The organism is Allokutzneria sp. NRRL B-24872 (assembly GCF_002155965.1).
Lineage (GTDB): Bacteria > Actinomycetota > Actinomycetes > Mycobacteriales > Pseudonocardiaceae > Allokutzneria.
In genome coordinates, this window is sequence record NZ_MUMH01000034.1 from 1 (window position 1) to 22,789 (window position 22,789).

General features: G+C 69.8%; 22 protein-coding genes and 1 riboswitch. Of the genes, 11 read left to right on the top strand and 11 right to left on the bottom strand.

Annotation, left to right across the window (positions count from 1 at the left end; all coding sequences use genetic code 11):
- The first annotated feature begins 203 nt into the window (after window positions 1-203).
- Entirely contained in the window at window positions 204-770 is a 567-nt protein-coding gene (locus tag CCN37_RS10095; RefSeq protein WP_086820451.1) for a dihydrofolate reductase family protein, read from the top strand.
- A gap of 11 nt (window positions 771-781) precedes the next feature.
- Here CCN37_RS10095 and CCN37_RS10100 read toward each other — a convergent pair whose 3' ends face one another.
- Window positions 782-1,990, bottom strand: a complete 1,209-nt coding sequence (locus CCN37_RS10100; RefSeq protein ID WP_168200611.1) for an MFS transporter — start codon at window positions 1,988-1,990, stop codon at window positions 782-784.
- A gap of 69 nt (window positions 1,991-2,059) precedes the next feature.
- Between CCN37_RS10100 and CCN37_RS10105 the strand changes: the two genes are divergently transcribed.
- Both CCN37_RS10105 and CCN37_RS10110 read left to right on the top strand, forming a co-directional pair.
- On the top strand, window positions 2,060-3,064 hold the full coding sequence (locus CCN37_RS10105) for a DUF5937 family protein (RefSeq protein WP_143261538.1): 1,005 nt from the start codon (window positions 2,060-2,062) through the stop codon (window positions 3,062-3,064).
- A 4-nt stretch (window positions 3,065-3,068) separates the two neighbouring features.
- Window positions 3,069-3,776 (top strand): class I SAM-dependent methyltransferase, encoded by a 708-nt coding sequence (locus tag CCN37_RS10110; RefSeq protein WP_086820454.1) that lies wholly within the window; start codon window positions 3,069-3,071, stop codon window positions 3,774-3,776.
- Here the strand turns inward: CCN37_RS10110 and CCN37_RS10115 are convergent, their stop codons facing one another.
- Complete coding sequence (locus tag CCN37_RS10115; protein WP_086820455.1) at window positions 3,777-4,406, bottom strand: TetR/AcrR family transcriptional regulator; 630 nt, start codon at window positions 4,404-4,406, stop codon at window positions 3,777-3,779.
- A 93-nt stretch (window positions 4,407-4,499) separates the two neighbouring features.
- Here CCN37_RS10115 and CCN37_RS10120 point away from each other — a divergent pair, with 93 nt between their 5' ends.
- From CCN37_RS10120 to CCN37_RS10135, 4 genes are read left to right on the top strand one after another with little or no spacing between them, the layout of a single operon-like run.
- Window positions 4,500-5,213, top strand: coding sequence for an enoyl-CoA hydratase/isomerase family protein (locus tag CCN37_RS10120; RefSeq protein WP_086820456.1), 714 nt, complete (start codon window positions 4,500-4,502; stop codon window positions 5,211-5,213).
- Window positions 5,206-6,627, top strand: a complete 1,422-nt coding sequence (locus CCN37_RS10125) for an AMP-binding protein (protein WP_086820457.1) — start codon at window positions 5,206-5,208, stop codon at window positions 6,625-6,627. The genes CCN37_RS10120 and CCN37_RS10125 overlap by 8 nt, the downstream gene beginning before the upstream one ends.
- Complete coding sequence (locus CCN37_RS10130) at window positions 6,624-7,037, top strand: thioesterase family protein (RefSeq protein WP_086820458.1); 414 nt, start codon at window positions 6,624-6,626, stop codon at window positions 7,035-7,037. Before CCN37_RS10125 ends, CCN37_RS10130 begins: the two co-directional genes overlap by 4 nt.
- Window positions 7,034-7,630: a GNAT family N-acetyltransferase gene (locus CCN37_RS10135; protein ID WP_086820459.1), complete on the top strand. Its 597-nt coding sequence runs from the start codon at window positions 7,034-7,036 to the stop codon at window positions 7,628-7,630. Before CCN37_RS10130 ends, CCN37_RS10135 begins: the two co-directional genes overlap by 4 nt.
- On the opposite strand, the gene CCN37_RS10140 is transcribed toward CCN37_RS10135, so the two are convergent.
- Window positions 7,617-8,249, bottom strand: coding sequence for a GntR family transcriptional regulator (locus CCN37_RS10140; protein WP_086820460.1), 633 nt, complete (start codon window positions 8,247-8,249; stop codon window positions 7,617-7,619). The two genes, CCN37_RS10135 and CCN37_RS10140, sit on opposite strands and share 14 nt — an antisense overlap.
- A 78-nt stretch (window positions 8,250-8,327) precedes the next feature.
- Here CCN37_RS10140 and CCN37_RS10145 point away from each other — a divergent pair, with 78 nt between their 5' ends.
- Window positions 8,328-9,170, top strand: a complete 843-nt coding sequence (locus CCN37_RS10145; protein WP_086820461.1) for an oxaloacetate decarboxylase — start codon at window positions 8,328-8,330, stop codon at window positions 9,168-9,170.
- On the opposite strand, the gene cimA is transcribed toward CCN37_RS10145, so the two are convergent.
- The 3 genes from cimA to CCN37_RS10160 form a co-directional block, all read right to left on the bottom strand.
- Window positions 9,155-10,786 (bottom strand): citramalate synthase, encoded by a 1,632-nt coding sequence (gene cimA / locus CCN37_RS10150; RefSeq protein WP_086820477.1) that lies wholly within the window; start codon window positions 10,784-10,786, stop codon window positions 9,155-9,157. The genes CCN37_RS10145 and cimA overlap by 16 nt on opposite strands.
- A gap of 25 nt (window positions 10,787-10,811) precedes the next feature.
- Window positions 10,812-10,947, bottom strand: a riboswitch (cobalamin riboswitch).
- A 13-nt stretch (window positions 10,948-10,960) separates the two neighbouring features.
- The gene (locus CCN37_RS10155) at window positions 10,961-12,097 is read right to left on the bottom strand and encodes a bifunctional 2-methylcitrate synthase/citrate synthase (protein ID WP_086820462.1); all 1,137 of its coding nucleotides are present in this window, start codon (window positions 12,095-12,097) and stop codon (window positions 10,961-10,963) included.
- An 11-nt stretch (window positions 12,098-12,108) separates the two neighbouring features.
- Complete coding sequence (locus tag CCN37_RS10160; RefSeq protein WP_086820463.1) at window positions 12,109-13,590, bottom strand: MmgE/PrpD family protein; 1,482 nt, start codon at window positions 13,588-13,590, stop codon at window positions 12,109-12,111.
- A gap of 134 nt (window positions 13,591-13,724) precedes the next feature.
- Here CCN37_RS10160 and CCN37_RS10165 point away from each other — a divergent pair, with 134 nt between their 5' ends.
- Window positions 13,725-15,140, top strand: a complete 1,416-nt coding sequence (locus tag CCN37_RS10165) for a short-chain fatty acyl-CoA regulator family protein (protein ID WP_086820464.1) — start codon at window positions 13,725-13,727, stop codon at window positions 15,138-15,140.
- Window positions 15,141-15,241: 101 nt separating this feature from the next.
- Window positions 15,242-16,198 (top strand): hypothetical protein, encoded by a 957-nt coding sequence (locus tag CCN37_RS10170; protein ID WP_086820465.1) that lies wholly within the window; start codon window positions 15,242-15,244, stop codon window positions 16,196-16,198.
- 57 nt (window positions 16,199-16,255) lie between these two features.
- Here CCN37_RS10170 and CCN37_RS10175 read toward each other — a convergent pair whose 3' ends face one another.
- Window positions 16,256-17,338, bottom strand: a complete 1,083-nt coding sequence (locus CCN37_RS10175) for a helix-turn-helix domain-containing protein (RefSeq protein ID WP_086820466.1) — start codon at window positions 17,336-17,338, stop codon at window positions 16,256-16,258.
- Between the two features lie 152 nt (window positions 17,339-17,490).
- On the opposite strand from CCN37_RS10175, the gene CCN37_RS10180 reads away from it, so the two are divergent.
- Complete coding sequence (locus CCN37_RS10180) at window positions 17,491-18,153, top strand: hypothetical protein (protein WP_086820467.1); 663 nt, start codon at window positions 17,491-17,493, stop codon at window positions 18,151-18,153.
- A 59-nt stretch (window positions 18,154-18,212) separates the two neighbouring features.
- Here the strand turns inward: CCN37_RS10180 and fusA are convergent, their stop codons facing one another.
- The 4 genes from fusA to CCN37_RS10200 form a co-directional block, all read right to left on the bottom strand.
- Complete coding sequence (fusA, locus tag CCN37_RS10185; RefSeq protein ID WP_086820468.1) at window positions 18,213-20,240, bottom strand: elongation factor G; 2,028 nt, start codon at window positions 20,238-20,240, stop codon at window positions 18,213-18,215.
- Window positions 20,241-20,441: 201 nt separating this feature from the next.
- Window positions 20,442-21,359 (bottom strand): ABC transporter permease, encoded by a 918-nt coding sequence (locus CCN37_RS10190; protein WP_086820469.1) that lies wholly within the window; start codon window positions 21,357-21,359, stop codon window positions 20,442-20,444.
- On the bottom strand, window positions 21,356-22,324 hold the full coding sequence (locus tag CCN37_RS10195) for a substrate-binding domain-containing protein (protein WP_086820470.1): 969 nt from the start codon (window positions 22,322-22,324) through the stop codon (window positions 21,356-21,358). Before CCN37_RS10195 ends, CCN37_RS10190 begins: the two co-directional genes overlap by 4 nt.
- Window positions 22,325-22,379: 55 nt before the next feature.
- A complete protein-coding gene (locus CCN37_RS10200; protein WP_086820471.1) occupies window positions 22,380-22,769 on the bottom strand; it encodes a peptidase inhibitor family I36 protein in 390 nt (129 codons plus the stop codon).
- Window positions 22,770-22,789: the final 20 nt, after the last annotated feature.

The window sequence follows — 22,789 nt, forward strand, 5'->3', positions numbered from 1 at the left end:
CGGCACCCACGTGTGGACCACGCCCCGGGGCAAGACCTACGCGACCGAGCCCGTCCCCATCGCCGACCCCGCACCCTTCTGAGCGGTGAGGCCGGGGTGTCTTTTTCCCAGCCGGACATCTGGTCGGTGGTGCCGCGCACCGATGAGGTTTTGGTGCGGTGGCGGTCTGTACGGGTGAGACTGACCTACAGGAGGCTGGCGCGATGCGAAAACTGATCTTCGGCATGAACGTGTCCCTGGATGGCTACGTCGCCGCGGTGGGCGATGACATCAGCTGGGGCGGTCCGCCGAGCGAGGAGCTGTTCCAGTGGTGGCTCGATCACGAGCTGGCGAGCGAGCTGACGCTGTACGGGCGCAAGCTGTGGGAGACGATGAGCTCCTACTGGCCGACCGGCGACGAGCAGCCCGGCGCGACGCCTGCGGAGATCGAGTTCGCGCGGAACTGGCGGGACACGCCGAAGGTGGTGTTCTCCTCGACGGTCGGCGAGGTCGACTGGAACACGCGCGTGGTCACCGGCGACGCGGTCGCCGAGATCACCCGGCTCAAGGCCGAGGACGGCGGCCCGATGGGCATCGGCGGCGCGATGCTCGCCGGGGCGGCCATGCGGGCCGGGCTGATCGACGAGTACGTCCTGGCCACCCACCCGGTCGTGGTGGGCGGGGGCACGCCGTTCTTCACGGCGCTGGACAACTGGGTGAACCTGAACCTGGTGGAGACACGGGCGCTGCCCAGCGGTGTGGTGCTGGCCCGCTACGAGACGAGGCGCTGAACGGACTGGTGTCAGCCACCGGCGGCCGCCACCGATCGCGCGAATCCGGCTGCCGAGATGGCGCCCCACACGAGGGCGACACCCAGCGCTTGGACCACTGCGGCGACCACCCACACGAGATCGAGGCCCAGCGCGCTGGCGACGAAGCCACCCGCGACCGCACCTAGCGGCGCCATGCCCCAGGTGAGGGCGCGGTGGCTCGTCAGCACGCGGCCAAGCAACTCGGGTGGGGTGAAGCGCTGCCTGCTGGACTGCGATCCGACGCTCCACACGAACGACGCCGCCATGTGCACGGCCAGCACGACGGCCACGAAAGACCAGTGTGCCGGCACAACGCCGACAAGGAGCTTGCAGACGACCTCGACAGTGACCGCGATGCGCATGGCCAGCGGATGGCCGAGCCGCGCGATGACCCGGCTCGCGATCGCGGCGCCTGCGGCGAACCCCACCGCTGTGCAGGCCAACAACAGTCCGTAGCCCCGGGCGTCGAGCCGCAGCACATGTTCGACAAAGAGGGCCAGCGTGGAGAAACCCATGAACCACGCGAACGACGCGAACGACACCGCGACCGTGATGGACCTGAGCAGCTTGTTCGCGACGAGGTGCCGCAGTCCTTCCCGGATCTCCCGCAGCGGACGCCCAGGCGGCTTGGCGGGGGCGGAGACGCCGCGCAGCCGCAACGACAGCAGCACCGCGATCACGGTCGACGCCGCGGCGATCCACCCGACCGCTGCCTGGCTCCAGACGAGGAGGAAGCCGCCGAGCGGAGGGACGAGGAAGCGCACGACGCCGACGTCGATCAGGAGCAGCCTCGCGTTGGCCGCGTCGAGGGCGTCGTCGGGCACGACCGACGGGACCAGGGCCGCCCTGGTGTTCTCCGTGATCACCTGCCCGGCCAGCAGCACGAAAGCGATCACCATCAGGACCGGCAGCGACAGCAGCCCGGCGTGCGCGGCGAGTGCCATCGCGACACACGCGAGCGCCTGCGCGGCCAGGGCGAGTCCGAGCAGCAATGCTCGGCGGACCCGGTCGATGAGCACGCCGACGAGCAGCGGGAACAGCACCCACGGCAGCTGACTTGCCGTCGTGGCAAGCGAAACTGCCCACGGATCGCTGGTGATGCGCGCCGCGAGCAGCGGCACGACGGCCAAGAGCACGCCCTCACCGCAGGACGCGGCCAGCGCGACGCCTTGCAGGCGACGCCAAGTTGAGCTTTCCACGGGCGCATGATTGCGTCGGGGCACGTCCGACCGTTCATTTCAGCCAGGACTAAGACGTCTGGGGGACCGATGCGGCAATCCGTGGCGCTCGCGGGTGGGGTGGCCGAACGAATGCGGTTCTCGGTGTCGCAGCTGTGGGAGACCGTCGCGGGTCTTCGCTTGCTGTCGCGGCCGGACCGGACCACTGTCCACGACAGGTGGGTCAACTGGGCGGGCGAACGGCTGGCTCGGCTCGAACGGGAACCCCGCTACCGCCTGTTGACCTGGCTCATCACCACGGCGCCGACCGTGCCCGAATTCCTTGTCGTGACACCAGGTTTGCGCACCGTGCCGGTGGAGACCGAACTCGCCGCCATCGTCGCAACACCCGCTGAGCGCGTGCGCGACTCCATCACCTGGACCTTCGGGGACCACGACCTCCCGCCCGCCGTGCAGCGGGTCGTCGAGCACCCGGAGGAGTCGGCCGCGGCGTTGGCGGAGGTGCTCGCCGAGTGCCACAGGCTGCTCATCGGCCCGATCTGGCCGCGCCTGGCCGGAGTCCTCGAAGGCGATGTCGAGTGGCGCGGCAAGCACCTCGTCGAGTTCGGGCTGCCGCACGTGGCGCCGGGCCTGCACGACTCGATCAGCTGGCGTTCGGGCTCGCTGGTGATCGGCGACCCCGAGCAGGCGGAGACGGTGTCCGCGCACGACCGCGACGTGGTGCTCATCCCGTCGGCCTTCCTGTGGCCCGACGTCTACCTGCGGCACGCGCCGCACCGGATCGCTCTGTGCTACCCGGCGCGCGGCTTCGGTTCCTTCTGGCATCGGGCCGAGGTGGTCGCCGAAGGATCGCTCGAAGCCGTCGTCGGACGGACGCGCGCCCGACTGCTGCGCACGCTCGACCGCCCGCGGACGGTGTCCGAACTGGCGAGTCTGCTGGCCGTCACGACCGGTGCCGTGTCGCAGCACCTTTCCGTTCTGCGAGCGGCAGGTCTTGTCGTGAGCAGGCGCAGCGGCAAGGAGGTCACGTCGCTGCGCACGGCACTGGGACACGCGCTAGTGGACGGGCAGCTACCGGGATTCTGGTACGAGTGAAGGCATGCAGAACTACGACGGGCTCGCCGAGGCTTACGCGGCTGAGAACGAGACCAGCCTGATGAACGCCCACTACGAGCGCCCCGCCATGCTCGACCTCGCGGGAGACGTGGCAGGGCGGCGCGTGCTGGACGCGGGGTGTGGTGCGGGGCCGTTGTTCGCCGCGCTGCGCGAGCGGGGCGCGACCGTCTCCGGCTTCGACGTGAGCGCGGGCATGGTGGAGCAGGCCCGGCTCAGGCTCGGCGACGACGCGGACCTCAACGTCGCTGACCTGGGCGAACCATTGCCGTACGAGGACGATTCCTTCGACGACGTGCTGGCGTCGTTGGTGCTGCACTACCTGCGGGACTGGGCGCCGGTGCTGGCCGAGGTGAGGCGTGTGCTGAAGCCCGGAGGGCGGCTCATCGTCTCGGTCGACAACCCGTTCGCGATCGTCCTGCTCCAGCGCCAAGCCGGGGAGAATGCGAGCTACTTCGCGACGGAGCAGCGCGTCGAGGAGTGGACGATCGGCGGCCACACCGCGAAGCTGACGTTCTGGAACCGGCCGCTGCACGCGATGACCGACTCCTTCACGGCGGCCGGGTTCCGGATCGCCAAGGTCCACGAGGCCAAGCCGGTGGCCGCCGCGCGCGAGCTGTTCCCGGAGGACTTCGACAGCCTCAACGCCTTCCCGGGCTTCCTCTTTTTCGTGCTCGAAGCGCTCGAAGCCTGATCACGGCCAGTCGGCGAGCAGGGCCCGGCACTCGGCGACCACGTCCTCGACGGGGGACTTGGCGTTGAGCATGGACAGCGCCATCTCGGCGTGGCGCAAAGCCAAGTCCGCCAACGACAACGGGCCGTCGGGGGAGTACCAGAGCGCCACGCCGCTGCACATCTGCAACAGCGCCAAGCGCGCGACCGAACGCGAGGTCACGGTGAACTCGCCGGCCGCGCAGCCCGCGTCGATCACGGACTGCCAGATCGCCTCGTAGCGGTCCCGCAAAGCCAAGACGGAGGCGAGGTGTGCGGCGGTCAGTCCGCGCAGTTCGCCGTCGACGACGCGTGTCTCTTGTGGACGGACGGCGTGCGCCAGAACGTGCAGCTGCACCAACGCCGACAAGCGCTGCGAATGGCTGCCGGGGGAGTCGGTGACCTGCGAAGCCGCAGTGATCAACCGGGTCATGCTGTCGGACATGATCTCCGCGAGCAGGTCCTCCTTGGTGCCCATGTAGTGGTAGAGCGTCGCCGACGACAGCTCGGCGGCCTGGGCGAGGTCGCGGATGCCGCTGCCGTGGAAGCCCCGTTCGGCCCACAGCTGCACGGCTGCAGCCCTGATCCGCTCGCTCGCCTGTCGCGTCGCCATGCCGCAGACCGTACCGAGCCCGGGGGTTGACGGCCGTCGACCTGGAGCCTTAGCGTCCCGATCGATCGATCGATAGAGTGCGGGGAGGTCGCGGTGACGGTGCGCAGCGAGGTGCTGGACGGGGTGGCGCTGATCCACCTGGACCGCCCGCACCGGCTCAACGCGGTGACCGACGCCTTGAGCATCGACCTGGCGAAAGCGCTGCGCGCGGCCGAGGGCAAGGCGGTCGCGGTGGTCATCGCCGGAGTCGGGCGCGCGTTCTGCTCCGGCCACGACCTGCGCGAACCTCTGCCGGAGGAGGACGTGCTGGCGGTCCGCGCCCGGGTCGAGCGCATCCAGGAGGTCACCCGAGCCATCCGCGAGTTCTCCGGCCCGGTGATCGCCGCGGTGCACGGCTACGCCCTCGGCGCCGGGTTCGAGTTCGCCCTGGGCTGCGACCTGGTCGTGGCGGCGCGCGACGCGATCTTCGGGTTCCCGGAGGTCGAGGTCGGCCTCAGCGTCACCGGTGCCGTCTCGCGCCTGCTTCCGCTGCTCGTGGGACCGTTGCGCGCCAAGGAACTCCTGCTGCTGGGCGAGCGGATCACGGCGGAGCGGGCGGCCGATCTGGGCATGGTCAACCGGCTCGTGGAGCCCGGTGAGCACGAGAAGGTCGCGCTGGAGCTGGCCGGGAGGTTCCGCGACCGGCCGAAGCTGTCGGTGGCGCTGGCCAAACGCGCGGTGGACCGGGGCATCGACCAGAGCGTCGCCGAGGCGATGGCCACCGAGGTCGACCACGCGGTGCTCACCGCCGGGACCGACCATGGTTGACACGCTCGTCGAAGCCGTGGAGTCGGCCGCGCAGCGCTGGCCCGACCGCATCGCCTGGACTTTCGACCCCGGTCCTCGGATGACCTTCGCCGAGGTCGACGCGGCCTCCAAGCGCTACGCGGGCGCGCTCCGGCAACGCGGCGTCCGAAGCGGCGACCGGGTGGCGGTGATGCTGCCCAACGGGCCGGGATTCCCGTTGACGTGGCTGGCGTTGGCCCGCTTGGGCGCGGTCATGGTGCCGCTCAACATCCGCTACGGCAGTGCCGACGCCGAGCACATCCGCGCGAGCGCGGCGACCACGCTGACGATCACCGAAGACGATCTACCGATGCTGGCAGAAGGTCCGGAGCTGGTCGCAGACCACCAGCCGCGCGCCGGGGACACCACGAACATCCAGTTCACTTCGGGGAGCACCGGACTGCCGAAGGGCTGCGTGCTCTCCCACGAGTACTGGACGCGGCTCGGCACGAGCATGATCGCGGAGTTTCCGTTCCTCTCCGAGAACGACGTTCTCCTGACAGCGCAAGCGTTCCACTACATCGATCCACAGTGGAACGTCGTCGCGGGACTGCTCTCAGGGGCTGAGCTGGTGGTGCTCGACGGCTTCCACCCCTCCTCGTTCTGGGACAAGGTGCGCGAGCACGACGTCACCTACTTCTACTGCCTCGGCGCGATGCCGAACCTGTTGTTGCGCATGCCGATCTCGCCCAAGGACCGCGAACACCGCGTGCGCGCGATCCAGTGCTCAGCGATTCCCGCCGCCGCGCACCGCGAACTCGAAGAACGCTGGGGCGTGCCCTGGTACGAAGCGTTCGGTATGACCGAGACCGGAGCCGACCTGCGCGTCACCGCCGACGAGCACGACGAGCTGGTCGGAACGGGTTGCCTCGGCCGCCCCACAGCACATCGCGAAGCGCAGATCGTCGACGAGGACGGCAACGAAGCGCAACGCGGAGAGCTGCAACTGCGCGGCCCCGGGATGATGGACGGCTACCTCGGCGGAGCGCGCGTCGAAGGATGGTTCCGGACCGGCGACCTGTGCTGGGCCGACGACAAGGGCAGGATCTACCACGCGGGCAGGCTCAAGGACACCGTCCGCCGCAGCGGTGAGAACGTGGCCGCACGCGAGGTCGAGGAAGCCCTGATGAGCCACCCCGCCGTCCGCTTGGCGGCGGTGACCGGAGTGCCCGACGACCTGCGCGGCGAGGAGGTCAAGGTCTACTGCGTCGCCGATCGTGCGGTGCCGGAGGAGTTGGCCGAGCACTGCGCGCGGCTGCTCGCCCCGTTCAAGGTGCCCAGGTACTGGGAGTTCCACGACCAGCTGCCGACAACGGCCTCGCTGCGCGTTGAGAAGTCCAAATTGGACAGTCTCGGTGGGCGGGTGTTCGACCGGGCGACAGGGGGTTGGGCATGACCTTCTCCTGGCTGAGCCCGGTGTACTTCGACGAGCTGGACCTCAACGGAACACTGCACAACTCGCGCTTCCCCGTGCACGTCGAGCGCGCGCAGTCGGCGTTGTTCGAGCAGCGCGGCAAGGGCTGGACGGACTTCGCCGAACGCGACGCGGACCTGCACTGCGCCGTGCGCGAGCTGCGGATCGAGTACCTGGCCGCACTCCGTGCACCCGGCGTGATGCTGGTGGAGTTGACCGGAAGGAAGCCGGGCACCACCAGCGCTGTCTATGACTTCCGCTGCGCCGATCCGACCGGCGAGACCGTCTACGCGCAGGGGCACCGCGCGATCATCAAGCTCCGTGACGGTCAGCCAGCCCAGTGGAGCCCGTGGTACCGCGAGGTGTTCGACTCGATCGGCTCACCGTCATGATCGTGCGCGCGTCCACTGTGGACGAATCACGGCTGCGCCGGGTGCGGGAGATCTACGAGAGCGGCTTCCCCGCGCACCTGCGCTCGGACTTCGACGAGCTCGTGAGCGGCACGCGCGCCGACGAGACCGCGTTGGTGCTGCTGGAGGACGGCGTGCCGCGTGGGTTCGCGATGCTGCGCCAGCTCGGCGGAACGGGCTGGAGCTTTCTGCGCTACTTCGTCGTGGACGGTGACCGTCGCGGCCAGGGGCTGGGCTCGCTGCTCTGGCGCGAGGTGACCGCACACCTGGCCGCAGAGGGCTACACGCTGCTCACCTTCGACGTGGAAGACCCCGATGAGCCAGGGATCTCCGACGCGGAGCGATCCATCCGCGAAGCTCGCATCCGCTTCTACCGCAAGCAGAACGCGCAGGTCGCGGCGGGCTACCGGACGCCGAGCGAAGGCCCGCAGTGGACGCCGATGTTGCTGATGGCCGCCCCGCTCGGCCGCGCGGAGATGCCCGCGTGGCGCCGGATCGTCCTCGCGGTTTACCGCCACCGCTGGCGCCTCGCGACCAACGAAGCCGTTGTGCGAGAAGCGGTTATGAACTCATGACCAAGACGTTCACTGTATTGCGGAGGCTGTTCTCCAAGTGCGCGGACACCGCGAGCGCGGCGCGGTCCTCGTCACCGTCCACAATGGCCTGACAGATCGCCGCGTGTTCGTCAACAGTGGACGCGAGCCGGGCCGGGGTGCGCCGCGCCAGGTGGCGCAGCCGAGCGAGCTGTCCTTGTAGGCCGCGCAAAGCCTCGCCCAGATAGGGATTGCTCGCCGTGGATCGCACAGCGGAGTCCATGCGTGCGATCAGCGCGTAGTACTCGTCATCACTGCGCGGCTCGCCTGCCCAGGCGAGGAAATCGGTCAGCAGCGACGTGAACGCGCCGCGATCCTGGGCGCGGGCGCACAACCGCGCGGAATAGGTCTCCAGCGCCTCGCGCATCTGGAACAAGTGGCGGACATCCGACAGGGACAGCTCGCTGACGAACGCGCCCCGCCCCGGCGTGATCCGAACCAGGTTCTCCTGCGCCAACCGTTGCAGGGCCGCGCGCAGGGGAGTGCGCGAAACGCCCAGCCGCTCGGCCAGCTGGACCTCGTTGAGGTGCGTGCCCGGCGGCAGCGCCCACTCCACGATCTCGGCGCGCAACAACTCGTGCGCCCGGTCGCTCTGGCTCACCCGTGCTCCTTGACGTCAGCGGCGAAGAACCTGTATCCAGAGTGTACAACACACTGTATACAACGCGGGAGTGCGCTGATGAGGACCACGACCAGGCTGCGCCGGATGATCGAGGGCGAGGGCGTCCACCTTGCCCCGGGCGCCTTCGACGGGCTGACCACGCGGCTGGTGGAGCAGGCCGGGTTCGACCTGGTCTACGGCAGCGGCGGCGCCATCGCGCGCAGCTGCGGCGTCCCCGACATCGGCCTGCTCAGCTTCACCGAGGTCGTCGACCGGCTCGCGCAGATGGCCGAGGTCACCAGCCTGCCGATCATCGCCGACGCGGACACCGGCTTCGGCAACGAGGTCAACGCCGCGCGCACGATCACCACCTACGAGCGCATCGGCATGGCCGGCCTGCACATCGAGGACCAGAGCTTCCCCAAGCGCTGCGGCCACCTCGACGACAAGTCACTGGTGCCCACCGAGGAGATGGTGCTCAAGCTGCGCGCCATGCTCCGCGCGCGCACCGACCCGGACTTCGTGGTGATCGCCCGCACCGACGCCATCGCCGTGGAGGGCCTGCCCGCCGCGCTGGAGCGGGCGCGCGCCTACCTGGACGCGGGCGCCGACGTGATCTTCGTGGAGGCGCCGGAGACGGTCGAGCAGATCGAGATCGTCGCGAAGGCCATCCCGGAACCCAAGCTCATCAACATGTTCGCCGGGGGCAAGACACCCGTCGTGCCCGCGGAGCGGTTGCGCGAGCTGGGCTACCGGCTGGTGATCATCCCCTCCGACCTCCAGCGCGCCGCCATCGCCGCGTGCCGGCGGACCCTCGCCGCGATCCTGGAAGACGGGGACAGCTCGGCCGTCGCGGCCGAGCTGTCCACCTTCGCCGAACGCGAGGAGATCGTGCGCACCAAGGACTACCTGGGCGGCTGAGCCACGAGGGCGCGGTGCTGGGCAGCACCATGGCTCAGCGCCGCGAAGGCGACCGCGTCGCACAGCGCGAGCATGCTCGCCTCCACGACGCTGGTGTGCACGCCGACCGTGGTCCACTCGCGTTCGCGGTCGCGGGAGACCACGAGCACCCGGGCGAGGGCGTCGGCCCCGGGTGCCCCGGCGAGGTTGCGGACCTTGTAGTCGGCCATCTCCACGTCGGCGAGCCACGGCAGCCGCTCGGCCAACGCCTTGCGCAGCGCGGCGTCCAGTGCTTCGACCGGGCCGCTGCCGCGCGCGGTCGCCACGACCTGGTAGGAGGCCACGCGCATGCTGACCGTCGCCTGCGACAGCACCGAGCCGTCGGGGCGGTGGTCGAGCACCACCTGGTAGGACTCCACCTCGAACGGCGGGCGGTAGTCCTCGTCGAGTTCCTTGGTGAGCAACAGTTCCAGGGACGCGTCGGCCGCCTCGAAGGACCAGCCGCGTGCCTCCAGCTCCTTCACGCGGCGCGCCACCCGCCCCGCGACGGCGGGGTTGCCGGAGAGGTCCACGCCCAGCTCGGCGCTCTTGAGCTCCAGGCTGGCGCGCCCGGCCATCTCGGTGACGAGCACGCGCGTGGTGTTGCCGACCGTCTCCGGGCTGATGTGGTTGTACAGCAACGGGTCGACCACGATCGCGCTCGCGTGCAGCCCGGCCTTGTGGGTGAAGGCCGACGCGCCGACGTAGGGCTGGTGGGCGTCGGGGGAGATGTTGGCCAGCTCGGCGATCGCGCGCGAGACCGTGCTGAGCGCGCTCAGCCTTTCCTGTGGCACCACGGGAAGATCGAGCTTCGTCACCAGGTTGCCGATCACCGCGAAGAGGTCGGCGTTGCCCGCGCGCTCGCCGTAACCGTTGGCAGTGCACTGAACGTGGCTCGCACCGGCCTCGACCGCGGCGAGCGTGTTGGCGACCGCGCAGCCGGTGTCGTCCTGGCAGTGGATTCCGACCCGGAAGCCCGTGCGCGTCAGGACCTCGCAGACCGTCTCGGCCAGTTGGAGCGGCAGTTGCCCGCCGTTGGTGTCGCACAGCACCGCGACCTCGGCACCCGAGCCGACAGCGACCTCCAGCACGCGCAACGCGGTGTCCGGATCGTAGGCGAAGCCGTCGAAGAAGTGTTCCGCGTCAAGGAAAACCCGACGCCCTTCCGAGGCGAGCAACCGCACGGTGTCGGAGATCATCGCGAGGTTGGTGGCGACGTCCACGCGCAGCGCCCGCTCGATGTGCCGCCGGTCGGACTTCGCCACGAGCGTGACCACCGGAGCCATGGAATCCAGCAGCGCCAACACCTGCGGGTCCTTGTGCGCGGCGAGGTCCGCGCGCCGGGTGCTGCCGAACGCGACGAGCTGCGCGGTGCGCAACCGCAGTTCTCCGGCCGCCACGCGCGCGAAGAACTCGGTGTCCTTCGGCAGCGCGCCGGGCCACCCGCCCTCGATGAAACCGACGCCGAGGTCATCGAGGAGGTGCGCCACCGCGAGCTTGTCCGCAACCGAGTACGACACGCCCTCGCGCTGGGCACCATCGCGCAAGGTCGTGTCGTAGACGTGGAACTCGTCAGGGTAGAGAGGGGCTCTGGGCATACCGGTCAGCTCCATCCGCGTGGGCATCGCCGCGATGCCAACGGACGGCGACCTGACTTCCGGACGGGTGTCCGGTCACAGTGGCGGGACCGCGCCGGATTCACACCGGCTTCCCCGTTTCCGTTGGCCTTGTCCCAGACATCTCTACCAGCCAACGGGATGCGGCAGATCCCCTTAAGGGGTGGGCAAACCACCAGGGCGGCCGACCGCGCGCTCCTCCGGGCCGGTGTACAGGCTGGTCGGCCTGATCAGGCTGTTCGCCGCCAGCTGCTCGGTGATGTGCGCCGTCCACCCGGTGATCCGCGCCGCCACGAAGATGGGGGTGAAGATCGGGGTGTCGAAGCCCATCAGGTGGTACGCCGGACCGGCCGGGTAGTCGAGGTTCGGGTGCAGCCCCTTGGCCTCCAGCATCGCGCTCGCCAGCGCCTCGTACAGCTCAAGCAGCCGCCCGCCGTCGCGCGCTGCCGCGACTTCCTCCAGTGCGCGCCGCATCGTCGGTACTCGCGAGTCACCCTTCTTGTACACGCGGTGACCGAAGCCCATGATCGTCCGCTTGGCAGCCAACGCCTCGGCGAGCCACTGTCCGGCCCGATCCGCGCTGCCGATCTCCTCGAAGGTCGCCATGACGGCCTCGTTCGCGCCGCCGTGCAACGGGCCCTTGAGCGCGCCCACCGCCGCCGTCACCGCGCTGTAGAGGTCCGACAGCGTCGAGGTGACCACGCGCGAGGTGAACGTGGAGGCGTTGAAGCTGTGCTCGGCGTAGAGCACCAACGAGACCTCGAAGGCCCGCACGATCGTCGGCTCCGGCACCTCGCCGAAGGTCATGTACAGGAAGTTCTCCGCGTAGCCCAGGTCCGCGCGCGGCGTGATCGGCAGCAGACCCCGGCGCCTGCGCTGCGCGAGCGCGACCACCGACGGGAGCACGGCGAACAGCCGCAGAGCCTTGGCCTGATTGGCTTCTGGGGAGTTGTCCTCCTCCAATGGATCGTTGGCGCCGAGGATGCTGACCGCAGTGCGCAGTGTGTCCATCGGGTGCGCCGACGCGGGCAGTGACAGCAGCGTCGACACCAGCTCCGGTGGCAGCGCCCGCTGCGCGCGCTCGGCCTCGTTCTGCGCGGCCAACTGCTGCGCGTCGGGCAGGTCGCCGTGCCAGAGCAGGTGCGCGACCTCCTCGAAGCGGCAGTGCTCGGCCAGCTCCTGCACGGGATAACCGCGGTAGGTCAACGAGTTCGACTCGGGGTTGACCATGGAGATGCCGGTGGTGTCGACGACGACCCCGGAGAGTCCTTTGTGGATGGTCAAGGTGGACATGCGTCCCCTCCTCAGAAGAGGCCGGTGGTGGTGGTCGTCAGCTCGGTCGCCGCGGGCAGCTCCAGCGCGGCCAGCTCCTCCGCGCTGAGCTGGTCGAGCCTGGTCACGGCGTCCAGGAAGCGGTTCTGGTCGGCCGGGGCGATGACGCCGTCGGCCAGCTCGCGGAACTTCGCCACGTACTGCTCGCGGGTGAAGGGGTGCGCCCCGGCCGGGTGGGCGTCGGCGACCGCGATCTCGTCGCTGAGCACGGTCCCGTCGACCAGTTCGACCTCCACGCGGCCACCGAAGGCGGGCTCGGCCGCGTGGTAGCGGCGGGTCCACTCGGGGTCCTCAGCGGTGGTGATCTTGCCCCACAGCTCGACCGTCTCGGCCCGCCGCGCGCGCTCGGGCGCGTAGGAGTCGCGGTGGTGCCAGGTGCCGTCCTCCAGTGCCACGGCGAAGATGTAGGGGATCGAGTGGTCCAGGGTCTCGCGGCTGGCGCGCGGGTCGTACTTCTGCGGGTCACCCGAACCCGAGCCGATCACGAAGTGCGTGTGGTGGCTGGTGTGGAGCACGATCCGCGCGACCTTCGCCGTGTCGCCGATGCGCGGGCCGAGCCTGCGCGCGAGGTCGATCAGCGCCTGGCTCTGGTACTCGGCGGAGTGCTGCTTGGTGTAGGTGGCCAGGATCGCGCGCTTGGCCTCGCCGGGACCGGGCAGCGGTACCGTGTAGCTGGCCTTCGGACCGCCGAGCAGCCAGGCGATCACGCCGTCCTCGCCCTCGTAGATCGGGCTCGGGGCGCCCTGCCCGCGCATCGCCCGGTCCACGGCCTCCACCGCGACCTTGCCCGCGAAGCCCGGCGCGTAGGCCTTCCACGAGGAGATCTCGCCCTTGCGGGACTGCCGCGTGGTCGTCGTGGTGTGCAGCGCCTGGCCGATGGCCTGGTAGACGGTCGCGGTGTCCAGTCCGAGCAGCGCGCCGATGCCGCCCGCCGCGGACGGGCCGAGGTGCGCGATGTGGTCGATCTTGTGTTCGTGCAGGCAGATCCCGCGCACGAGGTCGACCTGGAGCTCGTAGCCCGCGACGATGCCGCGCACCAGCTCAGCGCCCGTGCGGCCGGTGTGCTGGGCCACGGCCAGGACCGGCGGGATGTTGTCGGCGGGGTGGGAGTAGTCGGCGGCCAGGAACGTGTCGTGGAAGTCCAGTTCGCGCACGGCCGCGCCGTTGGCCCACGCCGCCCACTCCGGAGAGACCCGCCCGCGCACGCCGAAGACCGTCGCGCCGCGGGTCGAGGGGTGCGCCAACGCCTGGTCACGGGCCGCGGCGACCGGGCTCCTGGTGAGCGAGGCCGCGGCGACGGCGGCGTTGTCGATCACCCGGTTGATCACCATCTCGGTGACCTCCGGCTCCACCGGCACCGGGTCGGTGGCAACCGCGGCCAGCTTCCACGCCAGCTGCTCCTCGCGGGGCAGCGGCTCGGCGGAGGGGTAGGTCCGGACGGAGTGGTCGATCATCAAGTCCTCGCTCTGTGAACGTTGTGACGCTGTGCCCACAGCCTGCACCGCCCGGAAGCCCGCGAACAGCGTTGTCGCATGTCAACTGTTGTGCAGGTTTCGCCGCGTCTTGTGAAGGTTGTTAACCTCGCCGGGTGGACAAGACCTTCGCGGGCGGGCGGCTGCGGCAGCTGCGCGCCGACCGTTCGGTGAGCCAGGCCGAGCTGGCGCGGCTGCTCGGGGTCTCGCCCAGCTACGTGAGCCAGATGGAGCACAACACCCGGCCGCTGACCCTGCCCGTGCTGGTGCGGCTGACCGAGGCGTTCGGCGTCGACCCGGAGTTCTTCGCGCCCAGGGACACCGCGCGCCTGGTCGCCGACGTGCGCGAGGTGCTGGGCGGGGCGGTGTCGGCCACCGAGCTGGACACCCTCGCCAGTGATCTTCCCGCCGTGGCGCACGCGCTGGTCGGGTTGCACCGCCGCTACCGAGAAGCAACGGAGAACATCGCCGCGCTCGTCGCGGAGCAGGGCATGGACCGCGCTTCCGCGCAGCAGCCGCACGAGGAGATCCGCGACTACTTCTACCAGCGCCGCAACCACATTCCCGAGCTGGACGTGCTCGCCGAAGACCTCGCGACGCAGCTTCGGCTGCGCCCGGGACGCATCCGCGACGGCCTCGTCGCCGGGCTCGCCTCACGGCACGGCGTCACCGTCTCGACGGCTGAGCTGGAGCCCGGCGGCCCCGACCACCACCGCTACGACCCGACGACCAGGACCCTGTCGCTGTCCCCGACGCTGCGCCCCGGCCAGGCCGCGTTCCGGCTCGCCTCGCAACTGGCTCTGCTGGAGGCGGGGGAGGTGATCGACGGGCTCGTCGACGCGTGGCCGTTCAGCGGGGACACCGCGCGCAGGCTCGCCAGGATCGGGCTCGCCAACTACTACGCGGGCGCGCTCGTGTTGCCGTACCGGGCTTTCCTCGGCGCGGCCGAGCGGCACCGCTACGACATCGCGCGCCTGTGCGACGAGTTCGGCGTGGGCTTCGAATCGGTCTGCCACCGGCTCTCCACCCTGCAACGCCGTGGCACCACAGGGGTTCCGTTCTCCTTCGTGCGCGTCGACCGTGCGGGCAATATCTCCAAACGCCAGTCCGCCACCGGTTTCCACTTCTCCCGCATCGGCGGCTCGTGTCCACTGTGGATCATCTACGAGGCGTTCAGCTCACCCGGCCGCATCCTCACCCAGATCGCCGAGCTGCCCGACGGCAAGAAGTACTTCTGGCTCGCCCGCACCGTCAGCCGCGACCTCGGCGGGCACGGCAGCCCCGGGCGCACGTTCGTCGTCGGTCTCGGGTGCGAGCTGCGGCACGCCTCCCGGCTGGTCTACTCCGACGGGCTCGCGCTCGGCGAGGGCGCCGCCGTCACGCCCATCGGCATGGGCTGCAAGGTGTGCGAGCGCCCGGCGTGCCCGCAGCGGGCGTTCCCCGCGATCGGCAAACCTTTGCGCGTGGACGAGAACAGCAGCACCGCGCTGCCCTACCCGCCCGCTGATCGGCACTTGCCTGAAGGTTCATAAACGTCCGTGACGCCAAGCCGTGGCGTTTCGATCACGGCGATCGCGGCGTGCCGCCTCGTGCCTAGCCTCGGTTCTCCGCCGCGACACAGGAGGTCCAGCAGGTGAAGATCCGCACCAGGGACGGGGACGTCTTCCACATCAACGAACACCACGTCATCCACCTGTACCGCGCCGTGAACCGGGACAGGATCGGCAGTTCCACCGGAACCCACGTCGTGCTCCTGAGCGAGTTCAGCGACTGGAACGGCCTCGCGGAGAAGGCGGTGGTGTCGAAGGCGGTCTTCACCCACGACAAGATCGAGTGGAAGAAGGCGGGCACCGAGCTGTTCCCCTCCGACGGGGACAACGCCGTGCGGCTCACCGGTCCGGAGATCCAGGCGCTGGCCTCCTACCTCAACGACGATGTCGACGTCGCGATCCCCAAGCGCGAGCGGACCGCGGGCTTCTCCCGCGCGCTGGCGGTGATCGAGGACATCAAGCGCGCCGGTGTGAGCACCGTGCTGGACTTCCAGTGGCCGAACAGGTTCGCCTCCGGGGTGACCTACAAGGCCGGGTCGACCGGTCCGAAGCGCACCGAGCACTTCGTCTGGGGTCCCGGCGGCCACGTCGAGTACCCGCACATCCACTGCTTCGTCAGACTCGACGGCACGCTCTACGAGGCGCAGGCAACGCTCAAGCCACTGAGCGGTGAGAAGGACAAGCGGCACTTCAAGTTCCTCAGCGACCTCACCGTCCCGCGCGCGGGCACGCTGAACGAGGACGACGCCGCGCTGACCATGCTGGAGAAGACGCTCAAGGCCGTGGTCTACGGCGAGGACATGGCCGCTCCGGCTCCGGTCAAGCCGCCAAGGCGGCGCGGCAAGGGCTCCGCTGAGGAGGAGGACGCGGCCGAAGAGGTGGTCGTGCCGATCGATGCCCACTTCCGCAAGTACGCCCAGACCCACGACAAGGACCCCGCCTGGGTGGCGAGGCTGGCGTTGGAGGCCGGGATCGTTCCAGAGGAGATCCACACCTGGGAGATCTGGAACTTCGAGGCGCTGGAGGACATCGAGGTGTGAAGCTGGGGGTGTCCGGGCGTCACTGTCCTCAGTGGACGGTGGCGCCCGGGCTCGTGCTCAGTGCGTGGACCGCCGGTGCGCCAACGCCCACCACAGCTCGGCCCGCACGCGAGGGCTGTCCAGGTCGAGCCCGCTCAGTTCGGCGAACCTGCGCAGCCGGTAGCGCACGGTGTTGGGGTGCACGTACAGCTCGCGCGCCGCCTCGCCGATCTCGCAGCGCGCGCCGAGCCAGCACCACACCGTTCGCTCAAGGTCGTCGTGCGCTTCGGGCTCCGGCAGCAACCGCCGCGCCAGCGCTTCGCCGAGGTCGTGGTTGCGCAGAACTCCCGCCTCCAAAGCCACATCCGCCAGCGTCACCGGCCCGCGGCGGCCGAAGTGCGTCGCCGCTGCGAGCGCTTCACCGGCCTGCGCGAAACCTCTGTCCAAGTGGCACACCGCAACCGCATCGCTGACCCCTGCGCGGAGATCGTCCGGCAGCACGGTGTTCACCGGCACGAAACCGCACAGATCGCCCTCGTGCTCCACCAGCGCGCCACCGAAAGCCCACCGCGACGCCTTTCCACGAATGCGGACTGCGCGCACCGAACTGCTCGCGTGCAGTCCCCACGTCGTTGCCAGGCCCGCGATTTCCGGTAGCGAGAGCTGGCCGTTCAGCAGCTCGACGAGCAATCCGTCCACGTTTCGGCGCGGTCGAACAGCGAGGCTTTCCACAGTGCTCCGATGAGCGCTCGCCGCACACCGCATGGCCAGGTCCGACCACGCCCACAAGTGACGGTGAAAAGCGATCACGGTCGCGGCGGAGAGCTCCAACTCGACTGTGAACCGCTCGCTCGCGACCAGCATTTCCCCGCCGGTGAGCCGAAAACCCGCGAGATAGGCGTCCACGGAGATCCCCTGCTCCGCGCGCACGGCGGCCATCCGCTCGATCACGGCCAGCTCGTCGGGTTCCGGCTCGCGCAGCTCGGGCAATGCCGCGACGCCCTGTTCGTAGACGGCGATCGTGCCCGGAACCAGCTCCGGCACGGCGAACCCGGCGAACTCGCGGATCTGCGCCTGGGAGAGGGCGACGGTGTGCGAGACCAGCTCTTCCAGCTGCGTCTCGAACCGCGCCGCGAGCGCCTTCATCCCATTCCGTGCCATTGGTCGCGAAGCTAACGGACCTTGTAGCCGGGGACAAGATTGACCAGACGACGTTGTCCCCAGAAACAGTGCCCCTCCGCCGCGGCCTTCCTAGGGTGAGCTGGTCCGCGCGGAACAATGTCGCGCATTGTGAAAGTGACTGAGGATTCATGATGTCACCCAGCAAGTCCGTCGCCGTCGCCGCTTCGCTCGCCTGCTGCGCGACCGCCGTCCTGGCCCCGGCCGCCGCCGCGCAGGGCTCCGTCACGCAGGACTCCGTCACGCAGGGCTCGGTCCCGGTGAGCTTCGCCTGCCGCGCCAAGCCGCCACTGCTGCCCGCCCAGGAGTTCGTCCAGCAGAGCAGCATCACAGCCGACGCCCCGGCCTCGGTCGCCCCCGGCAGCGTCTTCACCTCGACCTCGCAGACCGACGCCATGCAGGCCCCCGCCGAGCTCAACGGCCAGAAGATCAAGGCGCTCAAGGACATCCGCTTCCGCGCGAAGCTGCCCGGCAACGCCACCTTCGTCTCGATCGCGCTCTCCGGCGGCTCCAACCTCGGCCCCGGCAAGCCCACCGCGACCCACGTCGACGGCCACGTCGTCGAGACCGCGCCCGGCCCCATCGCCGGCGGCAGCACCTTCCAGCTGCCCAAGGGAACCCTCCAGCTCAAGGCGGGCGCAAGCGGCGTCATGGAGCGCCGCGTCGGCGGGACCAGCTACGACGACCCGGGCCTCACCTTCACCGCCGAGGTCAAGGTGCTCCTGCTGACCGTCGACGTCCCCGTCGCCTGCTACCCGAAACCGAGCCCTGTGACCCACCGCATCACCATCCGCTGAACCAGCAAGCAGCCAGAACACGAATGGCCCCGCTCTCAGGGGAGCGGGGCCATTCGAACTCACCGGGGCGCGAGCGCGAAACCGGCGGACTTGGCGGTGAAGCTGCCGCGTCCGTGGGTCCGGCTGCGCAGGCGGTCGGAGTACCCGAACAGCTCAGCCAGCGGCACCGTCGCGGTGATCGTCACCGTGCCGGAGCGCGATGTCGACGCGGACACCTGGCCGCGCCGCATCGCCAGGTCGCCCAGCACGCTGCCCATGGCGTCCTCCGGAACGGTGACCGCGACCTCGGACACCGGCTCCAGCAACGCCATCTTGCTGGCGCGCAAGGCTTCCCGGAGCCCGAGGCGGCCAGCGGTGCGGAACGCCAGCTCCGAGGAGTCCTTCACGTGCGTCGCCCCGTCGATGAGCGTCACGCGCACGCCGGTGACGGGATGACCGCCGAGCGGCCCCTCCGACAACGCGTCCCGGCACCCGGTCTCGACCGCGCGCACGAACTCGCGAGGCACCGCGCCGCCGACGATCGCCGACTGGAACACGAACTCCGCTCCTTCCTCCGCGGGCTCGACATCGAGGACGATGCGAGCGAACTGACCGGAACCGCCGTCCTGCTTCACGTGCTTGTACTCCAGGCCCGACACCCCGGAAAGCACCGTCTCCCGGTAGGCCACGCGCGGGCGGCCGACGGAGATCTCCACGCCGTAGGTGCGACGGATCTTCTCCACCGCGACCTCCAGGTGCAGCTCGCCCAAACCGGACAACAGTGTCTGCCCGGTCTCGGAGTCGGTCCGCACGACCAGCGACGGGTCCTCGTCGGTCGTGCGGAGCAACGCCGTCGCCAAGCGATCGGTGTCAGCGGCTGACCGGGTCTCGATCGCAACGGAGACAACGGGATCAGCCACCACCGGCGGCTCGAAGAGCACCGGCGCCGAGCGCACGCAGAGGCTCGCCCCGGCACGCGCGTTCTTCGGACCGACCACCGCGACGATGTCTCCCGCCACGGCCCGCTCCACCTCCGTGTGCCGATCGGCCTGGACCCGGAGGATGCGCGAGATCCGCTCGGACTTCCGCGTGGCGGCGTCGAACACCTCCGCTCCCTTGTGGACAGTCCCGGAGTACACGCGCAGGAACGTCAACCGCCCGGTCGGCGCCACGACCACCTTGAAAGCCAAGGCGGAGAACGGAGCATCCAGGTCGGCGGGCCGCTCCTGCTCCTCATCGGCCCACGCGCCGCGCACCGGCGGAACGTCCACAGGGGACGGCAGGTACGCGATCACGGCGGCCAGCAAGGGCTCGATCCCACGGTTGCGGTAGGCCGAGCCGCACAGCACGACCAGGCCCTCACCGCTGTGGGTCAGCTCGCGCAGCGCCAGAGCCAACGTCGGAGCGGACACCTCCTGCCGTTCACAGAACTCCTCCAATGCCGTCGAATGTCGTTCTGCCACAGCCTCTTCGAGCGCGCGACGCCGAAGCCGAGCCTCATCGAGCAGGGCATCCGGGACCGGGCCCTCCTCGACGCCGCCGTCAGCTGACCAGAGCAACGCGCGCATCTGGATCAGGTCGACGACGCCGGCGAACTCGTGCTCCCGGCCGATCGGCAGCTGGACCACCATCGGCGCGGGGTGCAGGCGCTCGCGGATCGACTCCACGGCCGCGTCGAGATCAGCGCCGACGCGATCCATCTTGTTGACGAAGGCGAACCTCGGCACACCGTGACGATCAGCTTGGCGCCACACGGATTCGCTCTGCGGCTCCACGCCCGCCACGGCGTCGAAGACCGCGATCGCGCCGTCCAGCACGCGCAACGACCGCTCCACCTCGTCGGCGAAGTCGACGTGCCCGGGGGTGTCGATCAGGTTGATCTGGTGACCGTCCCACGCGCAGCTCACCGCCGCGGCGAAGATCGTGATGCCGCGATCGCGCTCCTGCGAGTCGAAGTCGGTGACCGTCGTCCCGTCGTGCACCTCGCCGCGCTTGTGCGTGGTGCCCGTCGCGTAGAGGACGCGCTCGGTGAGCGTGGTCTTACCGGCGTCGACGTGCGCGAGGATGCCGAGGTTGCGGATGGTGGTCAGGGGTTGGTTGGCACGCATGGCACAAAGGCCCTTCACGGTGAATCGTCAGACCAGGTCAGCGCGATTCACGGGACGAACAGCGAGAAGAGGGCGTTCGTCACCGAGTCCAGTGCGGGCCGCGCGGCCAGCACCGGATCACCGAAGACACCAGGATCACCTGGGAACGCGACCGGAGGACGACAGCTTCGCGAGCGAACACGAGCGTCTCCTCTCCAACAGTCACGGTGAATTCCGGGACACTGTAGCCGATCGCGCGCGGCTGGCAAGACCAATTGCGGCGGAGAGCACGAGCAGCGCACCCCACGCCAGCGGAGCCCAGTCGCTACCCCAACCCGCCTGGTGCACGCCCGTCGAGATCACCGCGCACAGCACCGACCCCAGGCACGCGCCGAGCACCGAGCGCTGCCCGCCGACCACCACGGCCGTGATGCACGCGAACAGGAACCCTTGGCCACGCGTGACATCCGCGCCCTCGAACCTGATCGTCTGCATCACGCCGACCAGGGCGGCCGCTACCGATGTCGTCGCGAACAGCACGAGCCGCACGCGCACCGTGGGCACTCCGAGCAGTCGCGCCGCTTCACGATTGCCGCCGAGCGCCTGAACCCAGTTGCCGAACCTCGTGCAGCACAACACGAACGCCGCCACGGCCGCGAAGACGAGCCACCACGCGACGGGTGCGTCGATGACGACGGCCGTGTCCGCCGACCTCATCGTCACAGCGCTCGTGCCCGTGATCGCCCGCGACAACCCCAGCGTCGCTCCCGCCACCAGCAACATCGACACCAAGGTCACCAAGAACGACGGCACTCCACTAAGGACAGTCAGCGCTCCGTTCAGCAAGCCCGCCGCCGTGCCCACCGCGAGCGCCAGCAACGCCGCCAACCACAACGGCGCGGTGAAGTAGCCGTGCGCGATCGCCGTGGTCATCGACGCCGCGCCGAGCACCGCGCCCGCAGACAGATCGAACTCGCCCGCGATCACCAGCAGCGCAAAGGGAACCGCGACCACGCCGATCTCCGCAGCCTGGAGAATCCACTGTGGACGCAAAACGAACTCCGGCCCGCACAACGCGGTGAACAGCACGAGCAGCGCGGCGACTCCCGCACCCGTCGCCAGCTCCGGCCTTCGCGTCACCGCGCCCCGCGAATGCCGCCGTCGCGGTTGTGCGCCAACACAGAAGCCGCGTTCACGCGGTCCACGACCAGCGGCCCGGTCCGCACCGGACTGGTCGGCCGCAGCCCGTGGGCGATCTGCTGCACCGCGACCTGAACACCGTAGTAGCCCTGCAAATACGGCTGCTGGTCCACCGCGAAGAGCAGCTTGCCGTCACGCACGGACTCAAGGACTCCCGTGGAGAGGTCCGTCGTCGCGACCCGCACCGTGTCCGTGCGCTTCACCGAATCGACCGCCCGCATCGCCCGCTCAGCGAAGCCTGAACCGAGCGTGAAAACGCCGTCCACCAACGGGTCCGCGGTGAGCGCGCCGCTGATCGCCTGCTGCGTGGCAGTCGGGTCCGTCGCCTCCGCGCTGGCGAGGGTGATCTCCGTGACGTGGCTCAGCGCCGCGCGCAGACCCGCGCAGCGCTGAGCCATGATCGGGCTTCCCGGCACGTGGTTCACGCACAACGCCCGGCGCCCGCCCGCCTCCGCCATGCGCTGCCCGGCCAGCTCGCCAACGCGCTGCTCGTCCTGGCCGACGTAGGCCGCGGCGCCCACCTTCTGCCACGAGGGCTCACCGCTGTTGACCAGCACCACCGTGACGCCCGCGTCGACCGCCTTGCGGATCTCCGGGTCCTGCTGGTCCGGGTAGTAGTCGCCCAGCGCGATCGCCGAGACCTTGTTCGCCACCGCGCTCCGCGTCAGCCGCACCAGCTCCGCGCCCAGCTCCCCGCTCGCCGCCGGAGCGAGGTAGTCCACGCGCACCCGCAGATCCGCCGCTGCGCGCTCCGCCCCGGACTTGAGCGCTCCGAAGAACGGGTCGGACAGCGGCCCGGCGATCACCGAGACCGTGATGTCAGGGCCGGGCTGAGCCTGGTGGCGGGGCGTGCAGGCCGACGCGGCCAAGGCGATGGACAGCAACAGGATGACGGGCTTGCGCACCGGGGGACGTTAGCGCGCTGATCTTGATCAAGCGCGCGGTGGTCCTCCCGGCGGCCTACGGCAGCCACACCCCGCAGACGAAGAAGTAGCTCCGCGCCCTGTCGTTCGCACCGATGGCGGTCAGGTCGGTGTGTCGGCTCCTGGGGCTGAGCGGCCACGTGACGTGGGTGCGCGACGACAACCCTGCTCCGCTCAGCTCCACGCGGCAGTCCGTGCTGTTGACCACGGAACTCACCTTGTCGAAGGTGCCCTCGGGCATCGGGTGTCCCTCGTTGTTGCCGAGGCGCGGGAAGTTCTCGACGAGGAGCCGACCGGAGTAGTTGGCGTGCTCCCACATGCAGACGTACCCCTCGCGGCACGTCCCGTCACCCGCGTTCGCCACTGGCGCGCCGAGCACGGCCACGCTCACCGCAACGGACGCGGCGGCGGTGATCGACTTGAACATGATCTCCCTTATCTCGATGA